This is a genomic window from uncultured Agrobacterium sp., from assembly GCA_913777615.1.
GTDB lineage: Bacteria > Pseudomonadota > Alphaproteobacteria > Rhizobiales > Rhizobiaceae > Agrobacterium.
In genome coordinates, this window is sequence record CAJYTK010000009.1 from 1 (window position 1) to 19046 (window position 19046).

16 protein-coding genes are annotated in these 19046 nt (G+C 58.8%); 12 read left to right on the forward strand and 4 right to left on the reverse strand.

Features of this window, described 5'->3' with window-relative positions:
* Positions 1 to 305 precede the first annotated feature (305 nt).
* The 5 genes from QZ862_RS07575 to QZ862_RS07595 all read left to right on the forward strand — a co-directional run bounded on the left by QZ862_RS07575 (position 306) and on the right by QZ862_RS07595 (position 8041).
* The gene (locus QZ862_RS07575) at positions 306 to 1256 is read left to right on the forward strand and encodes a phosphoribosylaminoimidazolesuccinocarboxamide synthase (protein WP_296098731.1); all 951 of its coding nucleotides are present in this window, start codon (positions 306 to 308) and stop codon (positions 1254 to 1256) included.
* A 2-nt stretch (positions 1257 to 1258) separates the two neighbouring features.
* Entirely contained in the window at positions 1259 to 1918 is a 660-nt protein-coding gene (locus tag QZ862_RS07580) for a TetR family transcriptional regulator (RefSeq protein ID WP_296037629.1), read from the forward strand.
* Between the two features lie 181 nt (positions 1919 to 2099).
* Positions 2100 to 3299 (forward strand): efflux RND transporter periplasmic adaptor subunit, encoded by a 1200-nt coding sequence (locus QZ862_RS07585; protein ID WP_296016287.1) that lies wholly within the window; start codon positions 2100 to 2102, stop codon positions 3297 to 3299.
* Positions 3300 to 3358: 59 nt separating this feature from the next.
* Positions 3359 to 6445, forward strand: a complete 3087-nt coding sequence (locus QZ862_RS07590; protein WP_296016289.1) for an efflux RND transporter permease subunit — start codon at positions 3359 to 3361, stop codon at positions 6443 to 6445.
* A gap of 147 nt (positions 6446 to 6592) precedes the next feature.
* Positions 6593 to 8041: an efflux transporter outer membrane subunit gene (locus QZ862_RS07595; protein WP_296016290.1), complete on the forward strand. Its 1449-nt coding sequence runs from the start codon at positions 6593 to 6595 to the stop codon at positions 8039 to 8041.
* Between the two features lie 506 nt (positions 8042 to 8547).
* Here QZ862_RS07595 and efp read toward each other — a convergent pair.
* Entirely contained in the window at positions 8548 to 9117 is a 570-nt protein-coding gene (efp, locus tag QZ862_RS07600) for an elongation factor P (RefSeq protein WP_296098733.1), read from the reverse strand.
* Positions 9118 to 9365: 248 nt separating this feature from the next.
* On the opposite strand from efp, the gene epmA reads away from it, so the two are divergent.
* The 3 genes from epmA to QZ862_RS07615 all read left to right on the forward strand — a co-directional run bounded on the left by epmA (position 9366) and on the right by QZ862_RS07615 (position 12061).
* Entirely contained in the window at positions 9366 to 10430 is a 1065-nt protein-coding gene (gene epmA / locus QZ862_RS07605; RefSeq protein WP_296098735.1) for an EF-P lysine aminoacylase EpmA, read from the forward strand.
* Positions 10427 to 11479 carry a lysine-2,3-aminomutase-like protein gene (locus tag QZ862_RS07610; protein WP_296098738.1) on the forward strand — a complete coding sequence of 351 codons (1053 nt, stop codon included), beginning with the start codon at positions 10427 to 10429 and terminating at the stop codon, positions 11477 to 11479. The genes epmA and QZ862_RS07610 overlap by 4 nt, the downstream gene beginning before the upstream one ends.
* A gap of 390 nt (positions 11480 to 11869) precedes the next feature.
* Positions 11870 to 12061 carry a hypothetical protein gene (locus QZ862_RS07615; RefSeq protein WP_274103336.1) on the forward strand — a complete coding sequence of 64 codons (192 nt, stop codon included), beginning with the start codon at positions 11870 to 11872 and terminating at the stop codon, positions 12059 to 12061.
* Between the two features lie 331 nt (positions 12062 to 12392).
* Here the strand turns inward: QZ862_RS07615 and QZ862_RS07620 are convergent, their stop codons facing one another.
* Positions 12393 to 12629, reverse strand: coding sequence for an Lrp/AsnC ligand binding domain-containing protein (locus QZ862_RS07620; RefSeq protein ID WP_274103337.1), 237 nt, complete (start codon positions 12627 to 12629; stop codon positions 12393 to 12395).
* A gap of 289 nt (positions 12630 to 12918) precedes the next feature.
* Between QZ862_RS07620 and QZ862_RS07625 the strand changes: the two genes are divergently transcribed.
* Positions 12919 to 14202 (forward strand): FAD-binding oxidoreductase, encoded by a 1284-nt coding sequence (locus QZ862_RS07625; RefSeq protein WP_296098742.1) that lies wholly within the window; start codon positions 12919 to 12921, stop codon positions 14200 to 14202.
* A gap of 147 nt (positions 14203 to 14349) precedes the next feature.
* On the opposite strand, the gene QZ862_RS07630 is transcribed toward QZ862_RS07625, so the two are convergent.
* Both QZ862_RS07630 and QZ862_RS07635 read right to left on the reverse strand, forming a co-directional pair.
* Positions 14350 to 15120, reverse strand: a complete 771-nt coding sequence (locus tag QZ862_RS07630; RefSeq protein WP_296098745.1) for a hypothetical protein — start codon at positions 15118 to 15120, stop codon at positions 14350 to 14352.
* The gene (locus tag QZ862_RS07635; protein WP_296098748.1) at positions 15120 to 15605 is read right to left on the reverse strand and encodes a type II toxin-antitoxin system antitoxin SocA domain-containing protein; all 486 of its coding nucleotides are present in this window, start codon (positions 15603 to 15605) and stop codon (positions 15120 to 15122) included. The genes QZ862_RS07630 and QZ862_RS07635 overlap by 1 nt, the downstream gene beginning before the upstream one ends.
* A 406-nt stretch (positions 15606 to 16011) precedes the next feature.
* On the opposite strand from QZ862_RS07635, the gene modA reads away from it, so the two are divergent.
* From modA to modC, 3 genes are all read left to right on the forward strand, one after another.
* A complete protein-coding gene (gene modA, locus QZ862_RS07640) occupies positions 16012 to 16806 on the forward strand; it encodes a molybdate ABC transporter substrate-binding protein (RefSeq protein ID WP_296098750.1) in 795 nt (264 codons plus the stop codon).
* Positions 16807 to 17268: 462 nt separating this feature from the next.
* Positions 17269 to 17970, forward strand: a complete 702-nt coding sequence (gene modB, locus QZ862_RS07645; RefSeq protein ID WP_062424827.1) for a molybdate ABC transporter permease subunit — start codon at positions 17269 to 17271, stop codon at positions 17968 to 17970.
* Positions 17967 to 19040, forward strand: a complete 1074-nt coding sequence (gene modC, locus QZ862_RS07650) for a molybdenum ABC transporter ATP-binding protein (protein WP_296098754.1) — start codon at positions 17967 to 17969, stop codon at positions 19038 to 19040. Before modB ends, modC begins: the two co-directional genes overlap by 4 nt.
* Positions 19041 to 19046: the final 6 nt, after the last annotated feature.

The following is a 19046-nucleotide window of genomic DNA, read 5'->3' on the forward strand; positions in this document are numbered from 1 at the left end:
CTCATCTTTTCCGATTTTCTCTAGAACAAAGGACTTCGTCGCCAGCAGCGCCGCCGCCCTCGTCAGTGAGCGGACTTATAAGAGAACACCCCCAAACAAGTCAACAGACGTTTTTCAACAATTTCCACTTTTATCGTAAGTAACTGGTTTTAAACGATATTTTTCACCTCACCTTACGGAAGCCAGCAAATCCACCTTGCACCACCTTCCTATTTTCCCCCGTCCCAACATCGGATAGGGTTGTTTTATCGGCGCGCCATCGACTAAGGCCGGTCCAGTCATATTTGTGAGAGATAGGAAAGCCCGTGCGTATCCTGAAAGAAGCCGTCATCCCTGAACTTCCCAACTATTATCGTGGCAAGGTCCGCGAGAATTACGACTTGCCGGACGGCAACCGCATCATCATCTCCACCGACAGGCTGAGTGCATTCGACCGTATCCTCACCTGCATTCCTTATAAGGGACAGGTCCTGACTGAGACCGCGCGCTACTGGTTCGAAGAGACCAAGGACATCTGCCCCAACCATATCGTCTCCTATCCCGACCCCAATGTGGTTATCGGCAAGCGCTTGACCATCCTTCCCGTGGAGATCGTCGTTCGTGGTTATCTGGCCGGCACCACCGGTACATCGATCCTGACCCTCTATAAGAAGGGTGAGCGCAGCATGTATGGCGTGACCTTCCCGGATGGCATGAAGGACAACCAGGAACTGCCCGAGCCGATCATCACCCCCACCAGCAAGGAATTCGACGGCGGGCATGACGAACCGCTGACGCCTGCGGAGATCGTCGAGAAGAAGCTTCTCACAGAAGAGCAGTGGCAGACGCTGTCCAGCTATGCGCTGGCGCTCTTCAAGCGCGGCCAGGAGATCGCGGCCAAACGCGGCCTGATCCTCGTCGATACGAAATATGAATTCGGCACGGATGAAAACGGCACGATCATTCTGGCTGACGAGATCCATACGCCTGATAGCAGCCGTTACTGGATGGCAGACAGCTATCACCACGCCTTCGAGACCGGCGCCCGCCCGATCAGCTTCGACAAGGATTTCGTCCGCGCCTGGGTGGCCGAACGCTGCGATCCCTATAAGGATGACATTCCTGAAATCCCGGAGGAATTGGTTCTGCAGACATCTCGTGTCTATATGGAAGCCTACGAGCGCATTACCGGTCAGGCCTTCAAGCCAAATGATGACGACGCAACGCCGCTCGACAGAGTGAGACGGAACCTGGAGCCCTATTTCCCCGGAGCCTGAATGTGACCAAGGTTGCCGATAGCAATTTGACGAAAAGCGGCGAGGCGGTGGTGAAGAAGACCACCCGCCCTCGGCGTTCCGGCGAGGAAACCCGCCGCGATATTCTGGCGATGACCGACCGGCTGTTCCGTGAACGGGGTTTTTCTGCCGTCGCGATTGCCGATGTCGCCGCCGCACTCGGCATGTCGCCTGCCAATGTCTTCAAGCACTTTCATTCCAAGATCGCGCTGGTCGATGCGATCATGCTTCAACGCATCAAAGTCTTCGAAGAGAAGATGCATCTCCTTGACGAGACCCACACGCCGCATGATCGGATGCTGACGCTCGTGCGCACATTGATGCAAAACCATCGCAACGACCTGACCGACAACCCCTATATGATTGAGGTCTTCCTGCAAACGCCCAAGCGCGAGCTTTCCTGCGGCGCGCATTACCACCAGGTGCTGACACAGCAATTCGCCACCATTATCGGCGATGGCATTCAGCAGGGTATCTACCGCCGGGCAGATCCGGTGAAAGAAGCCACACTCGCGCTGACGGTGCTCTCCTGCGTGCTGCATCCCCTGCTGATTTCCCGCGAAGATGTTGGCATTTTGGCAACACGATGCGAGGATGTCGTTATGATGATTGATCGTTCACTGAAATACGCACTTGAAAAGTGACGATTTTAAATTTACGTCACTTACAACATTTCAACGCTTGGCCTGATCTGACGGGATATTTGCGTCGTTCAAGCTTTCAGACAAGATGAGTGCAAGTGCCGCCTCCAAACCGGAGGCCCAATTTTTAAAAAGACCGATCGACCGCAGCCATAGTCCTTCATACTCCAATATGAGAAAATTGATGACACGACGCCTTCAAGCCCTTTTTGCGACTGTTCTCATGGCGGGCGTCCTTTCGGGCTGCAGCGATAGCGGCGATGGCAAGGATGCCGGAGCCCAGCAGGCCAAGCGCCCGCCCTCGCCCGTCAGCGTCATCACCATGAAAGAGGGCGAAAATCCACTGACCACCGTGCTACCCGGTCGCGCCAGCGCCTATCAGAGCGCCGATATCCGCCCGCGCGTCTCCGGTATTATCCGCGAAATTCCCTACAAGGAAGGCAGCGAGGTCAAGCAGGGCACTGTTCTCTATCAAATCGACGACGACACCTACGGAGCCGAGGTCGCGCAGGCACAGGCGACCCTTGCCAAGGCGCAAGCAAGCATTCCCGCCGCGCAGGCAAATTTTGCGCGCTATGAGCGTCTGGTGAATAGCGGCGCCACCCAGATCGAGTTTGAAAATGCCAGAACCACGCTTGCGCAGGCGCAGGCCGATGTCGCGCAGGCACGCGCCGCACTCGAAACGGCGCAGATCAATCTCGACCTCACCAAGGTGCGCGCGCCCTTTGACGGCATCGTCTCCTTCACCAATGTTACCGTCGGCAACGTGGTGACGGCCAACCAGACGACGGCATTGACGACTCTGCGCCGCATCGACCCCATCTATATCGACCTGATCGAATCGAGCGCCAATCTGCTGCGCCTGCGCGATGCGATCGCGGCCGGAACCATCGGCAGCGGCGAGAAAAAGGCTGGCATTCACCTGACGCTGGAAGACGGCACCGAATATAAGCAGGACGGCAAGATCGACATGTCCGACATGGCGGTCAGCGAAACGACGGGCACGTTCTCCATCCGCGCGCTGTTCGACAACCCGAACGATCTCATTCTGCCGGGCATGTATGTGCGCGCCACGCTCGCGATCGGCAAGGAAAAGGGCTTCCTCATTCCGCAGAGAGCGGCAATGCGAAACGCCAATGGCGAACTGACGGCAAAGTTCGTTGGCGCGGAGAACAAGGTCGAAACCCGCACCTTCCCCAACAGCCGCCAGTCCGGCAACTCATGGCTGGTGACGGAGAACGTCAAGGATGGCGACAAGCTGATCGTCGACGGCTTTCAGTGGATCACCGAGGGCGTGACCATCGCGCCGGTCGAAGCCACTATCGACGATCGCGGCATCGTGGTTCCGCAAAAGCAGGCCCAGCCTGCTGCGCCCGCCAAGTAAGACCGGCATTATCCAAAATGTCCGGCTCAACTGTTCAATTCAGATAAGGCGCAGTCCAGATGGCTCATTTCTTTATCAAGCGCCCTGTTTTTGCCTGGGTCATTGCCATCGTCATTATGCTTGGCGGCGTCCTGGCGATCTTCACCCTGTCGATTTCGCAATATCCCGATATCGCGCCGACGACGGTGCGCATCAGCGCGTCTTATAATGGCGCGAGTGCCGAGACCGTGGAAAAATCGGTGACGACCGTCATCGAAGACGGCATGACCGGCCTCGATGACCTGACATATATGACGTCGACATCATCGACCGGCAGCGCCACCGTCACGCTCACCTTCGGCAACAGCATCCTGCCGGACATTGCCCAGGTTCAGGTGCAGAACAAACTTCAGCTGGTTCAGTCGCAGCTTCCAGATGTGGTCCAGCAGCAGGGTATCGAAGTCAGCCGTTCAACCTCGTCGATCCTGATGGTCGGCGCGCTGATCTCCACCGATGGCAAGCGCAACTCCGCCAATCTCGGCGACGTGTTTTCCACCCGCGTCGAAGACCAGATCAAGCGCCTCGAAGGTGTCGGCAGCATCAACGTCTTCGGCTCCGAATATGCCATGCGTGTCTGGCTCGATCCCTACAAGCTGAACAAGTATCAGTTGACGACCGCCGATGTAACCGGGGCGATCCAGAGCCAGAACACCCAGGTTTCGGTCGGTTCGCTCGGCGCACAGCCCTCCGTCAAGGGTCAGCAGCTGAACGTTACCGTCACGGCACAGAGCCAGTTGACCACCGTTTCCGACTTCGAGTCCATCATCCTGAAGGTGGAAAAGGACGGCGCCACGGTTCGCCTCAGCGATGTGGCCCGTGTGGAAATCGGCCAGGAAAGCTATGGCGGCGATTCCCGCTCAAATGGCCGCCCTTCCGCTGGCTTTGCAGTGAACCTTGCGACTGGCGCGAACGCGCTTGATACGGCAGCCCGCGTCAAGGACGCTCTGACGAGCGTTGCAGGCTCGCTGCCGGAAGGCGTGGTCATCGAATATCCTTACGACACCACACCCTTCGTCAAGCTGTCGATCGAGAAGGTCGTCCACACGCTGATCGAAGCCATCGTGCTGGTCTTCGTCGTTCTGCTCGTCTTCCTGCAAAACCTGCGCGCCACCTTCATTCCGATGATCGCCGTGCCCGTCGTTCTGCTCGGCACCTTCGGTGTGCTAGCGTTGACCGGCTACTCAATCAATACGCTCACCATGTTTGCCATGGTTCTGGCAATCGGCCTTCTGGTGGATGACGCGATCGTCGTGGTCGAAAACGTCGAGCGCATCATGTCGGAGGAAGGTCTCTCTCCGGTCGAGGCGACAGAAAAGTCGATGGGCGAAATCACCGGTGCAATCATCGGTATTGCGCTGGTCCTGACTGCCGTCTTCATTCCCATGGCCTTCTTCGGTGGTTCGACCGGTATCATCTATCGCCAGTTCTCCATCACCATCGTTTCGGCGATGCTGCTGTCTGCCGTTGTCGCCATCGTGCTCACACCAGCGCTCTGCGCCACGATGTTGAAGCCGGTCCATGCCAAGAAGGAGCGTGGCCCAGCCGCCTGGTTCAACCGTAATTTTGGTCGCACGACCGATCGTTATGTCGGCAGCATCGGCCATCTTCTGAAGCGCCCGGTTCGCGTCACGATCCTCTTCCTCATCGTGGTGGGCGGCTGCGCCTGGTTCTTCACCCGTCTGCCAAGCTCCTTCCTGCCACAGGAAGACCAGGGCGTGCTCCTGACCATCGTGCAGCTGCCGACAGGCGCCACGACAGAGCGCACCAATGAGGTGGTGAAGCAGGTGGAAAGCTATTTCCGTGAGAAGGAAGCAGGAAATGTCGAGTCCGTCTTCGGAGTTCTTGGCTTTAGCTTCGGCGGCTCTGGCCAGAACAATGCCATGGTCTTCACCAAGCTGAAGGACTTCTCCGAGCGCACGGCACCGGAAGCACATGCCGCAGCGATCGTGCAGCGCGCCATGGGCACCTTCCTGTCATTCCGCGACGCGCAGGTCTTCCCGCTGCTTCCCCCGGCAATCCAGGGTCTCGGCACCTCCAGCGGCTTCTCCATGTATCTGGTGGATAGCGGGCGAAATGGTACGGCTGCTCTGACCAACGCCTCGAAGGAACTGATCCAGCTTGCAAACGGCAATCCGAATATCAGCTCGCTACGCTCCAACAGCCGTGATGCCGAATCGCAGATGAAGATCGATCTCGACAAGGAAAAGATGGGCGCGATGGGCATCGATCTTGCCTCGGTCAACCTCATGCTTTCGACCATATTCGCCGGTCGCGACGTCAATGACTTCACCCTCAATGGCGAGCTGAAGCCGGTCTATGTGCAGGGTGACGCGCCCTACCGCATGCAGCCCGACGATCTGAAGCACTGGTATGCCCGCAATGCCAGCGGCGAGATGGTGCCATTCTCCTCCTTCAGCAACGTAAGCTGGGTAAACGCCGCTCCCACCCTTGCACGCTTCAACGGCACGAGCGCCATTTCGCTGGACGGCGCTGCAGGTGCCGGTGTTGCCTCGGGTGATGCGATGAACGAGATGGAACGGCTGACTGCCAGCCTACCCGGTGGCTACACCGTAGCCTGGCAAGGCATTTCCTATCAGGAACGACTGTCGGGGTCGCAAGCGCCTATGCTTTACGCGCTGTCTATTCTGATCGTGTTCCTGTGCCTTGCAGCGCTGTACGAGAGCTGGTCGATTCCCTTCTCGGTCATTCTAGCCGTGCCGGTCGGCGTACTGGGTGCGGTTACCGCAGCCCACTTCCTCGGCCAGTCCAACGACGTCTATTTCAAGGTGGGTCTGCTGACCACGATCGGCCTTGCCGCCAAGAACGCCATTCTCATCGTGGAGTTTGCGAAAGAACGGCAGGAACATGGTTTGAGCCTGCTGGATGCCACGCTGGAGGCCGCAAAGCTGCGCCTGCGACCCATTATTATGACATCTCTCGCCTTCATTCTGGGCGTCGTGCCTCTCGCCATTGCAACCGGCGCAGGCTCGGCGGCGCAGAATGCCATCGGTATTGGGGTGTTGGGTGGTATGCTTTCTGCAACACTGCTCGGAATTTTCTTCGTACCGTCCTTCTTCGTCATCATCAGGCGGCTTTCTAAACGTTAACAACTTTTGAAATATGCTAGCAATGCAGAAACAGGCTGATAAGAAGTATGGCAGATTCGTAAACGCTGCCTCTTCCGTCAGCACACAGCAAACATGCTCGCTTCGACTGAGAGGCGCCTCGTGCGCCGCACCAACCGGGATAACCACATGCTGTCACTTCGCGCGACCATTCCTTTGACACTGCTCCTGCTTTCAGGCTGCGTTGTCGGCCCTGACCACAAGGCGCCGGAAACCCAACTGCCAGCCAAATTCGCCGAAGGCGGTAAAACCAGCAATGGCGACATTGCGACGGTGGCATGGTGGACGGCATTCAACGACAGCCGCCTGAATTCCTACGTCTCCACGGGCCTCTCCCAGAACCTCACCGTTCTTCAGGCGATCGAGCGTATCAATCAGGCCGAATCGAACATCACGGTCGCTGGCGCAGGCTCGCTTCCCCAGCTCGGCTCGACCTTCCGTCATCAGACGCAGGGCAGCAAAGGCAGCTTGCCGAGCACCAATGAACGGGTGAGCAACACCACCAGCAACGCCTTCAATGTGTCTTGGCTGCTGGACCTCTTCGGTCGCTACCGTCGAGAAAAGGAAAGCGCCGCAGCCTCGCTCGACGCCGCTTATGCAACGGCGGACGTTCAGCGCCTGACGCTGATCTCGTCCGTAGCGTCCGCCTATATCGACGTGCGCTACTATCAGGAGCGTCTGGCAATTGCCCGCCAGAACCTTGGCTCGCGCCGCGAAACTCTCGACTTGACCAAGCTGCAGCTGGAAGCGGGTGCCGCGTCGCGTCTCGATGTCGTCCAGTCCGAAGGTCTGGTGAACTCGACGCTGGCGCAGATGCCGACGCTTGAAACCAATTACCGCCGTGCCGCCCACCGCATCGCAACGCTTCTTGGCATGCCAGCCGATTCGCTGGTTGTCGAACTGCAGCGCGGCGCGCGCCAGCCTGTGGCCCGCGCTATTCCGCGCACCGGTATCCCTGCGGACCTTATTCGCAACCGTCCGGACATTCGCGCAGCCGAGCGTCAGCTGGCCGCAGCCGTTGCCAATATCGGCGTTGCCGAAGCACAGCTTTACCCAAGCATCACGCTGAGCGGCTCGATCACGCCAAGCTACACCCGCATCAGCGGCGGCGCACGCGGCACGTCCAATGGCTGGGGCTTCGGCCCCACCATCACGCTGCCGATCCTCGACGGTGGCGCTCTGCGCGCAGGCGTCGATATTCAGAAGTCGGTCGCTCGTGAGCAGTACCTTGCCTGGAAGCAGACCGTGCTGAACGCCGTGGAAGAAGTCGAAAACGCACTGACGGCGCTCAACCGCGACCAGCAGACCGTCAGCGCCTATCGCAAGACGGTCGATTCCTACAAGGAAGCCCTCTCGCTTGCGACCGCGAGCTACCGCGACGGCGCCTCCTCGCTGCTCGACGTTCTCGATGCACAGCGCAACGTCTCCGACGCGCAGGCGAACCTTGCCACCGCGGTTCAGCAGGCAGCACAGGATTATGTGGCGCTGAGCGTCGCACTCGGCGGCGGCTACGCCGTGGGAACACCCAACTCGGTCGCAGCCGTCAAGGTCGCGTCCAACGTGCCGAAGGGCATGTAACGATCTCACCATTCCGGTGTTTTCAAAATCCCGCGGCCCTGGCTGCGGGATTTTTGTTTGTGCGGAGGGTTTGTTCGTGGATGGACCAAGGCGATGACGCCGTGGATAGACGCGACCTCTCTTCCGTATTCTTGATGTGCCGATCACTCCCCTTGCTCTGCCGCTCCCCTCAAGGAGGGGAGATCCGCACGAGGGGCTCTTAGAGAGCCACTTCTGACAGCAGCTTGGGACAAGACGGTGCAATGGTTCGATCCACCTTGAGCGGGACATGTGCAGCAGGGGCAGAGGGGTTGAGGCTCGTCTCGGGGCTTTACCTCAAGCGTTGAAGTGGGCTGACACAACAAGCCAACCCCTTCCTAAAGCAGATGTCTCGTTTTAGGCGAGCCAGCACTTGCCTGGGGCCGAGGATACATCTCTTCCAACCATGGCGTCGCCCCACCTCCCCCAAAAACAAAAAAAGCCCCGGATCGCTCCGAGGCTTCTCGATCTCAAATACGTGCTCGCACTTAGTTCTTGGCGCGCTCGACGTAGGAGTTGTCTTCGGTCGCGACGACCACGCGCACACCGGCGTCGATATGCGGCGGGACCATGGTGCGGATGCCGTTGGAGAGGATCGCGGGCTTGTAGGAGGACGATGCCGTCTGGCCCTTGACGACCGGCTCGGTCTCGACGATTTCCAGCGTCACGTGGCGCGGCAGCTCGATGGCGAGCGGGATGCCTTCGTGGATGGAGAGCACGCAGGTCATGCCTTCCTGGAGGTAGGCCTTCTGGTCACCCATTGTCTCGGCATCGACGACCACCTGGTCGTAGTTTTCCGGGTTCATGAAGTGGAAGCCTTCGCCATCCTCATAGAGGAACTGGAAGTTCAGGTCTTCGACGAAAGCGCGTTCGACCTGCTCGGTCGTGCGCCAGCGCTCCGATACCTTCACGCCGTCGACGATGCGGCGCATGTCCACCTGGGTCACGGGCGTGCCCTTGCCGGGGTGGAAGTTATTGGCCGTGAGCACGACGTAGAGCTTGCCCTCGACTTCGAGAACATTGCCCTTGCGGACGGATGAGGCGATAACCTTGACCATATGATTTCCTTGTAACTCAATGAAATGCGTCGTAAGGACGGCGCGGCTGCACTGACCCGATGGACGTTTTGTCTGTTTTCTGGGGCGCAACTACCTTAATTCCGGGAGAATTGCCAGCCTTTCAGACACGCGAAGCGAAAACTGTCATATGGTTTTCAAACGGGCGGCGCTGAAACAGACATTCAACCGGTGGATTAGGCAGCGTTGCCACGCACCTTGGTCAAGAGAGACAGCGGACAGACGGGCAGATGAGCACGCGCGCAGACACAACCTCATCCTGGTGGCAACCGGACGTCCATATGGACCGCCGCCCTTTCCTGATGGGCCGCAATGCCATCCAGCGCGCTTTCCGTTCTTTCTTTGCCGATCGCGATTTCATCGAAGTCGATACCGCGACATTGCAGATTTCGCCCGGAAACGAGGCGCATCTGCATGCCTTCGCCACGACGGGCATCACCACGAGTGGCGAGAACGCGCCCCTTTACCTGCACACATCGCCGGAATTTGCCTGCAAGAAACTGCTGGCCGCCGGTGAAACGCGCATTGCCTGCTTTGCCCATGTCTATCGCAACCGCGAGCGCGGGCCGTTGCACCACCCAGAATTCACCATGCTGGAATGGTACCGCGCAGGCGAGACCTATGAGAGCCTGATGGCCGACAGCGCCGAGCTTCTGGCGCTCGCCGCAGACACGGCAAAAACCAAACGCTTTGCCTATCGCGGACGCGAGATGGATCCGTTTCTTCCGCCCGAGCGGCTCAGCGTCGCCGAGGCCTTCCAGCGCTATGCATCAATCGACCTGCTGACAACAGTGTCGGCCAATGGCGAGAACGACCGCGATCATCTGGACCGGCTGGCAAAGGCTGCGGGCATCCGCACCGCGCATGACGACAGCTGGGCCGATATCTTCAGCCGCATCATCGTCGAGAAGGTGGAGCCGGAACTCGGTTTTGGCCGTGCCACCATCCTGGACGAATATCCCGTCAGCGAAGCCGCCCTTGCCCGCCGCTCGCCGCGCGAGCCTCGCGTTGCGGAGCGCTTCGAGCTTTATGGCTGCGGCGTGGAGCTTGCCAATGCCTTTGGCGAACTGACCGATGCCGACGAGCAGCGCCGCCGCTTCGAGATCGAGATGCAGGAAAAGAGCCGCATCTATGGCGAGACCTACCCGATCGATGAAGAGCTTCTGGCAGCGCTGACCATCATGCCGGCGGCGAGCGGTATCGCGCTTGGCTTCGACCGGCTGGTGATGCTGGCAACCGGCGCGCCGAGAATTGACCTTGTGATGTGGGCGCCCGTCGCGGCCTATGGATCATGACGACACGGGCGCTGAAATCGGCTGACGATCTTCACGACGCAGGCCTCATAGACCAGGCAGCGCTGGAGCGGGTGCGCCCGGTGGCGGAGCGCTATGCCGTGGCGCTGACGGCAAGCGTGGCCAGGCTGATCGATCCGGCCGATCCACAGGACCCGATCGGCCTGCAATTCATTCCAAGCGATGCGGAGTTGCGCCAGACCGATGAGGAACGCGCCGATCCCATCGGCGACGAGGCTCATAGCCCCGTTCCGGGCATCGTGCACCGCTACCCCGACCGGGTGCTGTTGAAGGCCGTGCATGTCTGCCCGGTCTATTGCCGCTTCTGCTTCCGCCGCGAAATGGTCGGGCCGGACGGCAATGGCATGATGAGCCCGGATGAGCTCGCGATCGCCTTCGATTATATCCGCTCCCGCCCAGAAATCTGGGAAGTGATCCTGACCGGCGGAGATCCGCTGGTGCTTTCGCCGCGCCGTCTGCTGACGATCATGCAGGGCCTGCACACCATCGCGCATGTAAAGATCGTGCGCTTCCACACCCGCGTGCCGGTGGTGGATCCGCAGAAGATCGATGCCGATCTGATTGCAGCGCTGAAGGCCAGCGGCAAGACCACCTATGTGGCGCTGCATGCCAACCACCCGCGCGAGATGACGCAAGAGGCGAAGGCGGCCTGCGCAAGGCTGGTCGATGCCGGCATTGCCATGGTCAGCCAGACGGTACTGCTGAAGGGCATCAATGACGATCCGGCCGTGCTGGCGGAGCTGATGCGCAGCTTCGTCGAAAACCGCATCAAGCCCTATTACCTGCACCATCCGGATCTCGCCCCCGGCACCAGCCACTTTCGGCTGAGCATAGAGGAAGGCCAGAAGATCGTGTCCGCCTTGCGCGGTCATGTGTCGGGTCTGTGCCAGCCGACTTACGTGCTGGATATTCCAGGCGGCCACGGAAAAGCCGTCATCGGTCAGAATGCGGCGACGAAACAGGCCGAGGGTTGTTACGCCGTCTCCGATTTCAACGGGAACGATCACCTCTACCCGCCTTCGGCAGATTAAACGGGCACGAAATCTTCGGCGTTTCCGGTGCTTTGATACAACCAAGCCGGATAAACAAAAATTTCACATTTCCGCCCCCGTCCTGTCATCATAAAGAAAAATATTCTACCTATATTGATAATCATTGATTCCGAGGCAAAACCGGGATATCAGTGATTCAACTGGAGAGTGATTCTTCGGTATTCCGGGTCAACACGAGCAGAGGAGAGTGTCATGTCGAAATTTATGCGCATTGCCGCGCTCCTGGGTCATCGGATCTCGAATGCCGGGCACAAATCCACGTGTTCCCGCTGCTGTCGAATGTGGTGACTTTTTAAGTCCCCTCAAATTTTCAATTCATTCAATTCGACATTTATGCTGTGCGATCAAGCCACAGCGGGAGTATGCACCATGCAAAAGCAAGTCATCGAATTCGCAGGCGAACCGGTCGGTATCGTCGTACCGGATAACAACCGGCTGAAGTTCATTGCCGTCAAGTTCCACGTCCATGATCTGGACGAGCAGCGCTTCGACAGCGCCGAGGATGTGCGCGTTGCCATCCGCAACCTCGTGCGCAACCGCAACGTGGCAGCGCTGGTTTGAGCCCATCTTCAGCCTGTTACGAAACCACATTTGAAAAACGATAAAGGCGATGCCCGTTCAACCCGGCATCGCCTTTTGATTTTCAGCCAGTATTTTTCAATCACGACACTGAATAAGTTCTTCGGCCATTTCCTCCACCCTAAACCGCGAGACGTCCACCTCCGCACGACGTTGCGATGAGGTTCAATCCCTCCTCCCCGTCATCCTCGGGCCTGACCCGAGGATCCACGTTTTCAGGCACTTACGGGTGGGGTGATAGATCCTCGGGTCAAGCCCGAGGATGACGAACGAGAGGGTGTCGCTCTCTCCTCCCTGGAAACCCTGTGTCGTCTCAAAACGCCGTAAACGTCAGCGTCGTCAGCGAGCGCACGATGCCCGGAATACTGACGATGTTATCATTGATGAATTTGCCGACATCCTGCTCCGGGCCAAGATAGATTTTCAACATGAGATCATACTCGCCGCTGGTGGAATAAAGCTCCGACACCAGTTCGGTCTTGTAGATGGCGTCCGCAACCTCATAGGTCTTGCCGGGTGCGCATTGGAGCTGAACGAAGATGGGCTTCATGACTGGTCTTCCTCGCCAAAAGGCTGATGTAAGCGTGGCGCGGTGGGGCAAAAGCCGCCGCCTGCGCGTGTGTGACACACTATTGGCTGAGGCAGCCCGCTCTTTCAAGCCTTTGGCGTCGCACGATCCCATGGCAACGCTGCCCGCTACTATTCCCGCCCGGCATGAATTGATGACGATATGTCGATGGTCAGCGATGAAGCGCCGCGATAGAGTTTTCGCCAAAGGGCGCTTCTTCGCGCCCAACCGCCTGCCCGGCAACTCTGCCTCATGATTGTGGATGCCTCCGATGTATAACGATCCCCGCTCGCATGGCCTTTGGGAAAAGACCGCTCCGCCACCGCCGCAAACGCGCGCGCTGGAAGGGGATGTGACGACGGATGTGGTGATCGTTGGCGGTGGCTTTACCGGCCTTTCGGCGGCCCTTCATCTGGCGGAACGCGGCATCAAGTGCATCGTGCTGGAAGGCAAGGAGATCGGCTTTGGTGGCGCTGGCCGCAATGTCGGCCTCATCAATGGCGGCATGTGGGTGATGCCGAAGGAGTTGCCCAATGTGCTGGGCCCCGTCTATGGCGACCGCCTGCTGGACCTTCTGGGCAACGCGCCCTTCCTGGTACGAGAGATCATCGAGAAACATGAGATTGCCTGCGAACTGGAAAAGAACGGCACGCTGCATTGCGCCGTCGGCGAAGCGGGGCTAACCGAAATTCGCGAGCGCTGCGACCAATGGGCCGCGCGCGGCGCGCCGGTGCGCATCCTCAGCGCCGAGGAAACCGCAAGGCGGGTCGGCACGACCGGCTACACGGGCGCGCTTCTGGATGAACGCGCCGGAACGCTGCAGCCGCTCGCCTATGTGCGCGGACTGGCCAACGCCGCACTGAAGGCGGGCGCCATCATCCACACGGCAAGCCCCGTGCATGCGACGGAAGCGAATGGCGAAGGCTGGACGGTACGCACCGATCGCGGCTCCGTCTCGGCGGGCTGGATCATCGTGGCGACGGAAGCCTACAGCGAAGGCCCGTGGAAGATCATCCGCGAGGAGCAGGTCTACCTCCCCTATTTCAACTTCGCCACCCGGCCGCTCGGCGATAATCTCGCCAAGTCCATTCTGCCTGGCCGCGAAGGCTGCTGGGACACCAAGGAAATCCTCTCCTCCTTCCGCATGGACAAGGCCGGCCGCCTCGTCTTCGGCAGCGTCGGCGCACTTCGCAACACAGGCGCTAGCGTCCATCGCGCCTGGGCCAAACGCGCGCTCAAACGCCTTTTCCCGCAGCTTGGCGATGTGGAGTTCGAATGCGAATGGTACGGCCAGATCGGCATGACCGACAACGCCGTCCCCCGCTTCCACCGCTTCGCCAAGAACGTCGTGGGCTTCTGCGGCTATAACGGCCGCGGCATCGCACCGGGCACCACCTTCGGCAAAACACTGGCAGCCCATGTGGCCGGCGAGATCACCGAAAGCGACCTGCCGCTGCCGGTTTCAGAGCCCAAGGCGCAGAGTTTGAGGGCGCTGAAGGAGGCCTATTATGAGGCGGGTGCGCAGGTGGCGCATTTTGCGGGTGAGCGGTTTTAGGAATTACAACGATGCACGCTTGGCTGATATAGTTTGGACAGAACGATAAGGAAAGTAAAAACCTCGAACAGTCTGATAGCGGTCCGTCACGCGACTTTAGATCGCTTTGGCGGGCCTCATTCCTACCCTGAACTCGCTTAACTCGGCTCAATCGTCAAACAAGTCCTTTGGGCGAGGGGGTGGCACTAACGGCGCTTCTCGCCTACGACGCTCCGCATCTTCGGCCATTTCCTTCAACAAAATTTGACGGGCTAGGTCTCGGGAGGTCAAGAATATTCCGACCGCATCATTAAGATCATGATCGCTCAAAAGATCATAATCGCCTCTGTTCCAAACCTCTGGTGCCCGCTTTAACTCCACGCCGTTATCGACTTTTGGAAAGAACAAAAACTCAGCCGGGGAGCTCTGATAATCAGTGAGTGACAGAAATGCGTCCTCGCATATCGTAACAAGCAGCCGCCGCTGAAAGTTAGTGAGGTTGAGCTCACTCCAGCCGCATACAAACAGCGGAACAAGTTTTCCCCGTTCTATAATAACACTTAACGGAGACACGGGGACCGCCACATCTCGTGAAATACGAAACCATTCCTTATCGAACTCGACGAAGCGATGCGCCGCGTATCGACGGTCGTCGTCATGTTCAAAAAAGCATCGAATTAGGGCTTCGTTCTGCTTCCGCCCCGCAGGAGCGCCAGAACGAGCCGCTACAGCAAGTGCCGTCTCCATATCTATGCCGAGCTGGATTCGGTCTCTAATAGCAGTGTAGCCAGTTGCATAAGTAAAACGAGGTGAACCTTTTACGAACGATACGATCGATTTCGTGGTACTAGCCACATCGTCTTGAACGAAGCGAACCCAGTTAGGCCCGGAAGGCGGTCTGTCAAGCTTCGCAATTAGCTTCAAATAGTCGAATGCCATCAGTGCTTCACCGTTCTTTCGTACCAGCTCTTAATTGCCTCATCCGAAATCCTCATTGAGGCATTCGTTCTTGTCTCATGATTCCACGTTTGATCCCACGGTCCGCCCTCAAGGTGAGATTGAGCGACGAGTACTCCTGGCGCCATAGAGGCATACTTTGCCGTAAGCTCGCGTAGAAATTCTTCCTCTTCTGCAGCGAACTTCCATTCTGCCCTCTGCTTTTGTCCTGTATTGGGGTCTAACCACCTAGCCCTCCCAACTATAGGTGCATCACCATACTGTTTGAACTCACGGTACAATTCGCGGAATACGGGGCCGTAGGTCCAAGCTTCGATCTTCGCTGATACTAAAGGCCGCGAGAAAGCAGCGAGAAAGTCTGCATGCAAAAAATAAACAATCTTATTGATGTGCAGATTGGAGACGACCCTGCCTTCCTCCTCTGCAACATCAAGAACGAAGTTGGCGACCGCACGAACATCATACATGGCTTAAATTACTTGATTCACAATTTGTTCACAACTCTGCACTGAATTATCCCCAACTTGCGCACTTTTACCTAAATAAAAAAAGAAACGTCTCATCTTTGGGAGAAGATGTCATCCGCCGGTACGCGGCAATCCAGTTTTGCAGCAGCCATCCTGGCCAGCGAGGCTCGCTAGAACTGACTAGCAGATAACTTGTCTACTCAGAATGGCAAATTTTCGGAAAACGTCAGTAAGCGGCTTTAATCAACCCTCTGTTGACGGCTTCGGAGGCGAGGCTCAAGTGGCATAAACGGGAAACCACCGAAGCGTTCTCGATCATATGCCAGCGCTATATCCTTGCAAACATAACCCCCATCCGTTACCACCGATATATCCAACCAGATATCTCGCTTGAGGTGCAGCCATCATGACATTCCACCGCCGCATCATCCTGAAAACCGCCGCATGGGCCATCGCCGCCGCGTGCATTGTGGCACCCGCCCTTTCCTCCCCGGCGCTGGCCGCGGAGAAGGTCACTGTCTTTGCTGCGGCCAGCATGAAGAATGCGCTGGATGCGGCTAATGCCGAATTCGCCAAGGAGAGCGGCGATGAGGTTGTGGTGTCCTATGCCGCAAGTTCGGCGCTGGCAAAGCAGGTTGAGGCGGGTGCGCCGGCGGATGTTTTTATTTCGGCGGATCTGGCCTGGATGGATTATCTGGCGGGCAAGGGGCTGATCAGGGAAGACACGCGGAGCAATCTTCTGGGCAACCGCCTCGTTCTGGTTGCGCCTGCGGCGAGCGCCAAGCCGGTGGAGATCCAGCCGGGGTTTGATCTTTCGGCTCTCGTGGGCAACGGCAAGCTTGCCATGGGAGCGGTGGATTCCGTGCCGGCGGGCAAATATGGCAAGGCGGCGCTGGAGAAGCTTGGGGTCTGGTCTGCGGTTTCCGGCAAGGTGGCGGGGGCGGAAAGTGTGCGCGCGGCGCTGCTCCTGGTCTCGCGCGGGGAAGCGCCCTATGGCATCGTCTACCAGACGGATGCGGCGGCTGATCCCGGCGTGAAGATCGTCGGCACCTTTCCGGAAGATTCGCATCCACCGATCATCTATCCCGTCGCGATGCTGAAGGATGCCAAAAGCCCGGCAGCGGCGGCCTATCTGGAATTTCTGAAATCGGCCAAGGCAGCGCCCTTCTTCGAGGCCCAGGGCTTTACGGTTCTGAAGTAAGGCAAGGACGCATGGTTTGAAACGGCGTGGCGGGCTTTCACAGCCGCATCACCGCGTCAGCTCTGATCGCGTTTGTGCCGAAACGCTGCGCGGCTTTGGCCAGAAGCGTATCGCGATCTTTCAGATTCGCTCCCGGCGCTCTCGACCCTTGTTCTGTCGCATGTCGTTATCGCGAAGCCGCTGCACAGTCTTGCGTGGACCATGCTTCAGAACGGGCATCGGAACAAATCCTTAAAGCAAATCGCGCAAAGTTGCTCAGCGGTTTGCGAGAACGACAGGCGGTCAGATCGCAAGCGTCGATGTCGCAAAAGTGGGGGCGATGTTGCGCACCTCGGCGCCTAAAGCATGTCGCGCAAAAGTGTGCAGCGGTTTTGCGACAGCGACATACTACAAAACAAAGACCTAAAGCGTAAGGAGCGACTCTGAAAGATCGTGACACGCTTTAAGAACAGGAATGGCAGTTTGGACTGGTTATCGCTGAGTGCGGAAGAATGGACGGCGATACGGTTGAGCCTGTGGGTCTCGACCGTTGCCATGCTGGCAAGCCTTCCCTTCGGCATTCTCATTGCGCTGGCGCTGGCGCGCGGGCGCTTCTTTGGCAAGTCGCTGCTGAACGGCATCGTGCATCTGCCGCTGATCCTGCCGCCGGTCGTCACCGGCTTTCTGCTGCTGATCCTCTTTGGCCGCAAGGGCGTGATCGGCGCGTTTCTCGATCAGCATTTCGGCATCGTCTTTTCCTTCCGCTGGACGGGTGCGGCGCTCGCCTGCGCCATCATGGCCTTTCCGCTGATGGTGCGCTCCATCCGCCTGTCGATCGAGGCGGTGGATCGCAAGCTGGAGGAAGCGGCGGGGACGCTCGGCGCAAGCCCGCTCTGGGTGTTCCTGACGGTAACACTGCCGCTCACACTTCCCGGCATCATTGCCGGCATGATTCTGGCCTTTGCCAAGGCGATGGGCGAGTTCGGCGCGACCATCACCTTCGTCTCCAACATTCCCGGCGAAACGCAAACGCTCTCAGCCGCGATCTACAGCCTCACCCAGGTGCCGGGCGGAGATGCGGGCGCCATGCGCCTGACGCTGGTGGCGATCGTCATTTCCATGGTGGCGCTGCTGGCATCGGAGTTTCTGGCGCGCATGGTCAGCAGAAGGGTGGCCGGGCAATGACGCTGTCCTTCTCCGCCCGCCACAGGCTGGGCAGCTTCACGCTGGATGCGGGTTTTACCGCAGACAAAGGGGTGACCGCGCTTTTCGGCCGCTCCGGCTCCGGCAAGACCTCGGTAATGCGCATCATTGCCGGGCTGACGAAGCCGGATGAAGGGCGGATCGAACTGGATGGCACGGTGCTGGCCGATCGGCAAAAACGCATCTTCACGCCCGCGCATAAAAGGCGCTTTGGTTATGTGTTTCAGGAAGCGCGGCTTTTTCCGCATTTGAGCGTGGAGCAGAACCTGCATTATGGCCGCTGGTTTTCCGGCGCGGGCGCGGATGCTACCGCCTCCACTCACGTGATCGAGATGCTAGGCATCGGCGCGCTGTTGCAGCGGCGGCCGGAAAAGCTCTCCGGTGGCGAAAAGCAGCGCGTGGCGATTGGCCGGGCTCTGCTCTCCTCCCCCCGCTTGCTCCTGATGGACGAGCCGCTGGCCGCCCTCGATGAGGCGCGCAAGGCCGAGATCATCCCCTATCTGGAGCGGCTGCGCGACGAGACGACCATTCCGATCCTTTATGTCAGCCACTCGGTCAGCGAAGTATCGCGCCTGGCAGACCAGGTGGTGGTGATGAAGGATGGCCGGATCGATGCCGCTGGCCCGGCATCGGACATCCTCTCCCAGCCCGCCTTCAGCACCTATCTGGAGCGGCGCGAAGCGGGCAGCATTCTTTCCGGCAGAGTGGAGGCCTTCGATGCCGCCCATCGGCTGGCGACCGTTCGGCTCGGTCAGACAGCACTTCAGGTGCCCGCGCAAAGCGCAGAGCCCGGCAGGGCGGTGCGCGTGCATATTCCGGCAAGAGACGTCATGCTGGCAACGGTGCGACCGGAGGGTTTGAGCGCGCTCAACATTCTCGAAGGCCATGTTACAGGCATTACGCTTGCCGATGGCATGGCGCTGGTGCAGGTGGCGTGCAGCGGCACATTGATCCAGTCGCGGGTGACAGGTCTTTCCATCGAGCGGCTGTCGCTCGAAGCCGGAAGCCCGGTCTTTGCCATCGTCAAATCGGCGGCACTTGATCCGTATTGAGTGGCC

Excerpts from the sequence above, each read along its gene's own strand:
- QZ862_RS07585 (WP_296016287.1), top strand. The coding sequence starts at position 2,100 with ATGACACGACGCCTTCAAGCCCTTTTTGCGACTGTTCTCATGGCGGGC.
- QZ862_RS07590 (WP_296016289.1), top strand. The coding sequence starts at position 3,359 with ATGGCTCATTTCTTTATCAAGCGCCCTGTTTTTGCCTGGGTCATTGCC.
- QZ862_RS07595 (WP_296016290.1), top strand. The coding sequence starts at position 6,593 with ATGCTGTCACTTCGCGCGACCATTCCTTTGACACTGCTCCTGCTTTCA.
- efp (WP_296098733.1), bottom strand. The coding sequence starts at position 9,117 with ATGGTCAAGGTTATCGCCTCATCCGTCCGCAAGGGCAATGTTCTCGAA.
- epmA (WP_296098735.1), top strand. The coding sequence starts at position 9,366 with ATGAGCACGCGCGCAGACACAACCTCATCCTGGTGGCAACCGGACGTC.
- QZ862_RS07610 (WP_296098738.1), top strand. The coding sequence starts at position 10,427 with ATGACGACACGGGCGCTGAAATCGGCTGACGATCTTCACGACGCAGGC.
- QZ862_RS07615 (WP_274103336.1), top strand. The coding sequence starts at position 11,870 with ATGCAAAAGCAAGTCATCGAATTCGCAGGCGAACCGGTCGGTATCGTC.
- QZ862_RS07620 (WP_274103337.1), bottom strand. The coding sequence starts at position 12,629 with ATGAAGCCCATCTTCGTTCAGCTCCAATGCGCACCCGGCAAGACCTAT.
- QZ862_RS07625 (WP_296098742.1), top strand. The coding sequence starts at position 12,919 with ATGTATAACGATCCCCGCTCGCATGGCCTTTGGGAAAAGACCGCTCCG.
- QZ862_RS07630 (WP_296098745.1), bottom strand. The coding sequence starts at position 15,120 with ATGGCATTCGACTATTTGAAGCTAATTGCGAAGCTTGACAGACCGCCT.
- QZ862_RS07635 (WP_296098748.1), bottom strand. The coding sequence starts at position 15,605 with ATGTATGATGTTCGTGCGGTCGCCAACTTCGTTCTTGATGTTGCAGAG.
- modA (WP_296098750.1), top strand. The coding sequence starts at position 16,012 with ATGACATTCCACCGCCGCATCATCCTGAAAACCGCCGCATGGGCCATC.
- modC (WP_296098754.1), top strand. The coding sequence starts at position 17,967 with ATGACGCTGTCCTTCTCCGCCCGCCACAGGCTGGGCAGCTTCACGCTG.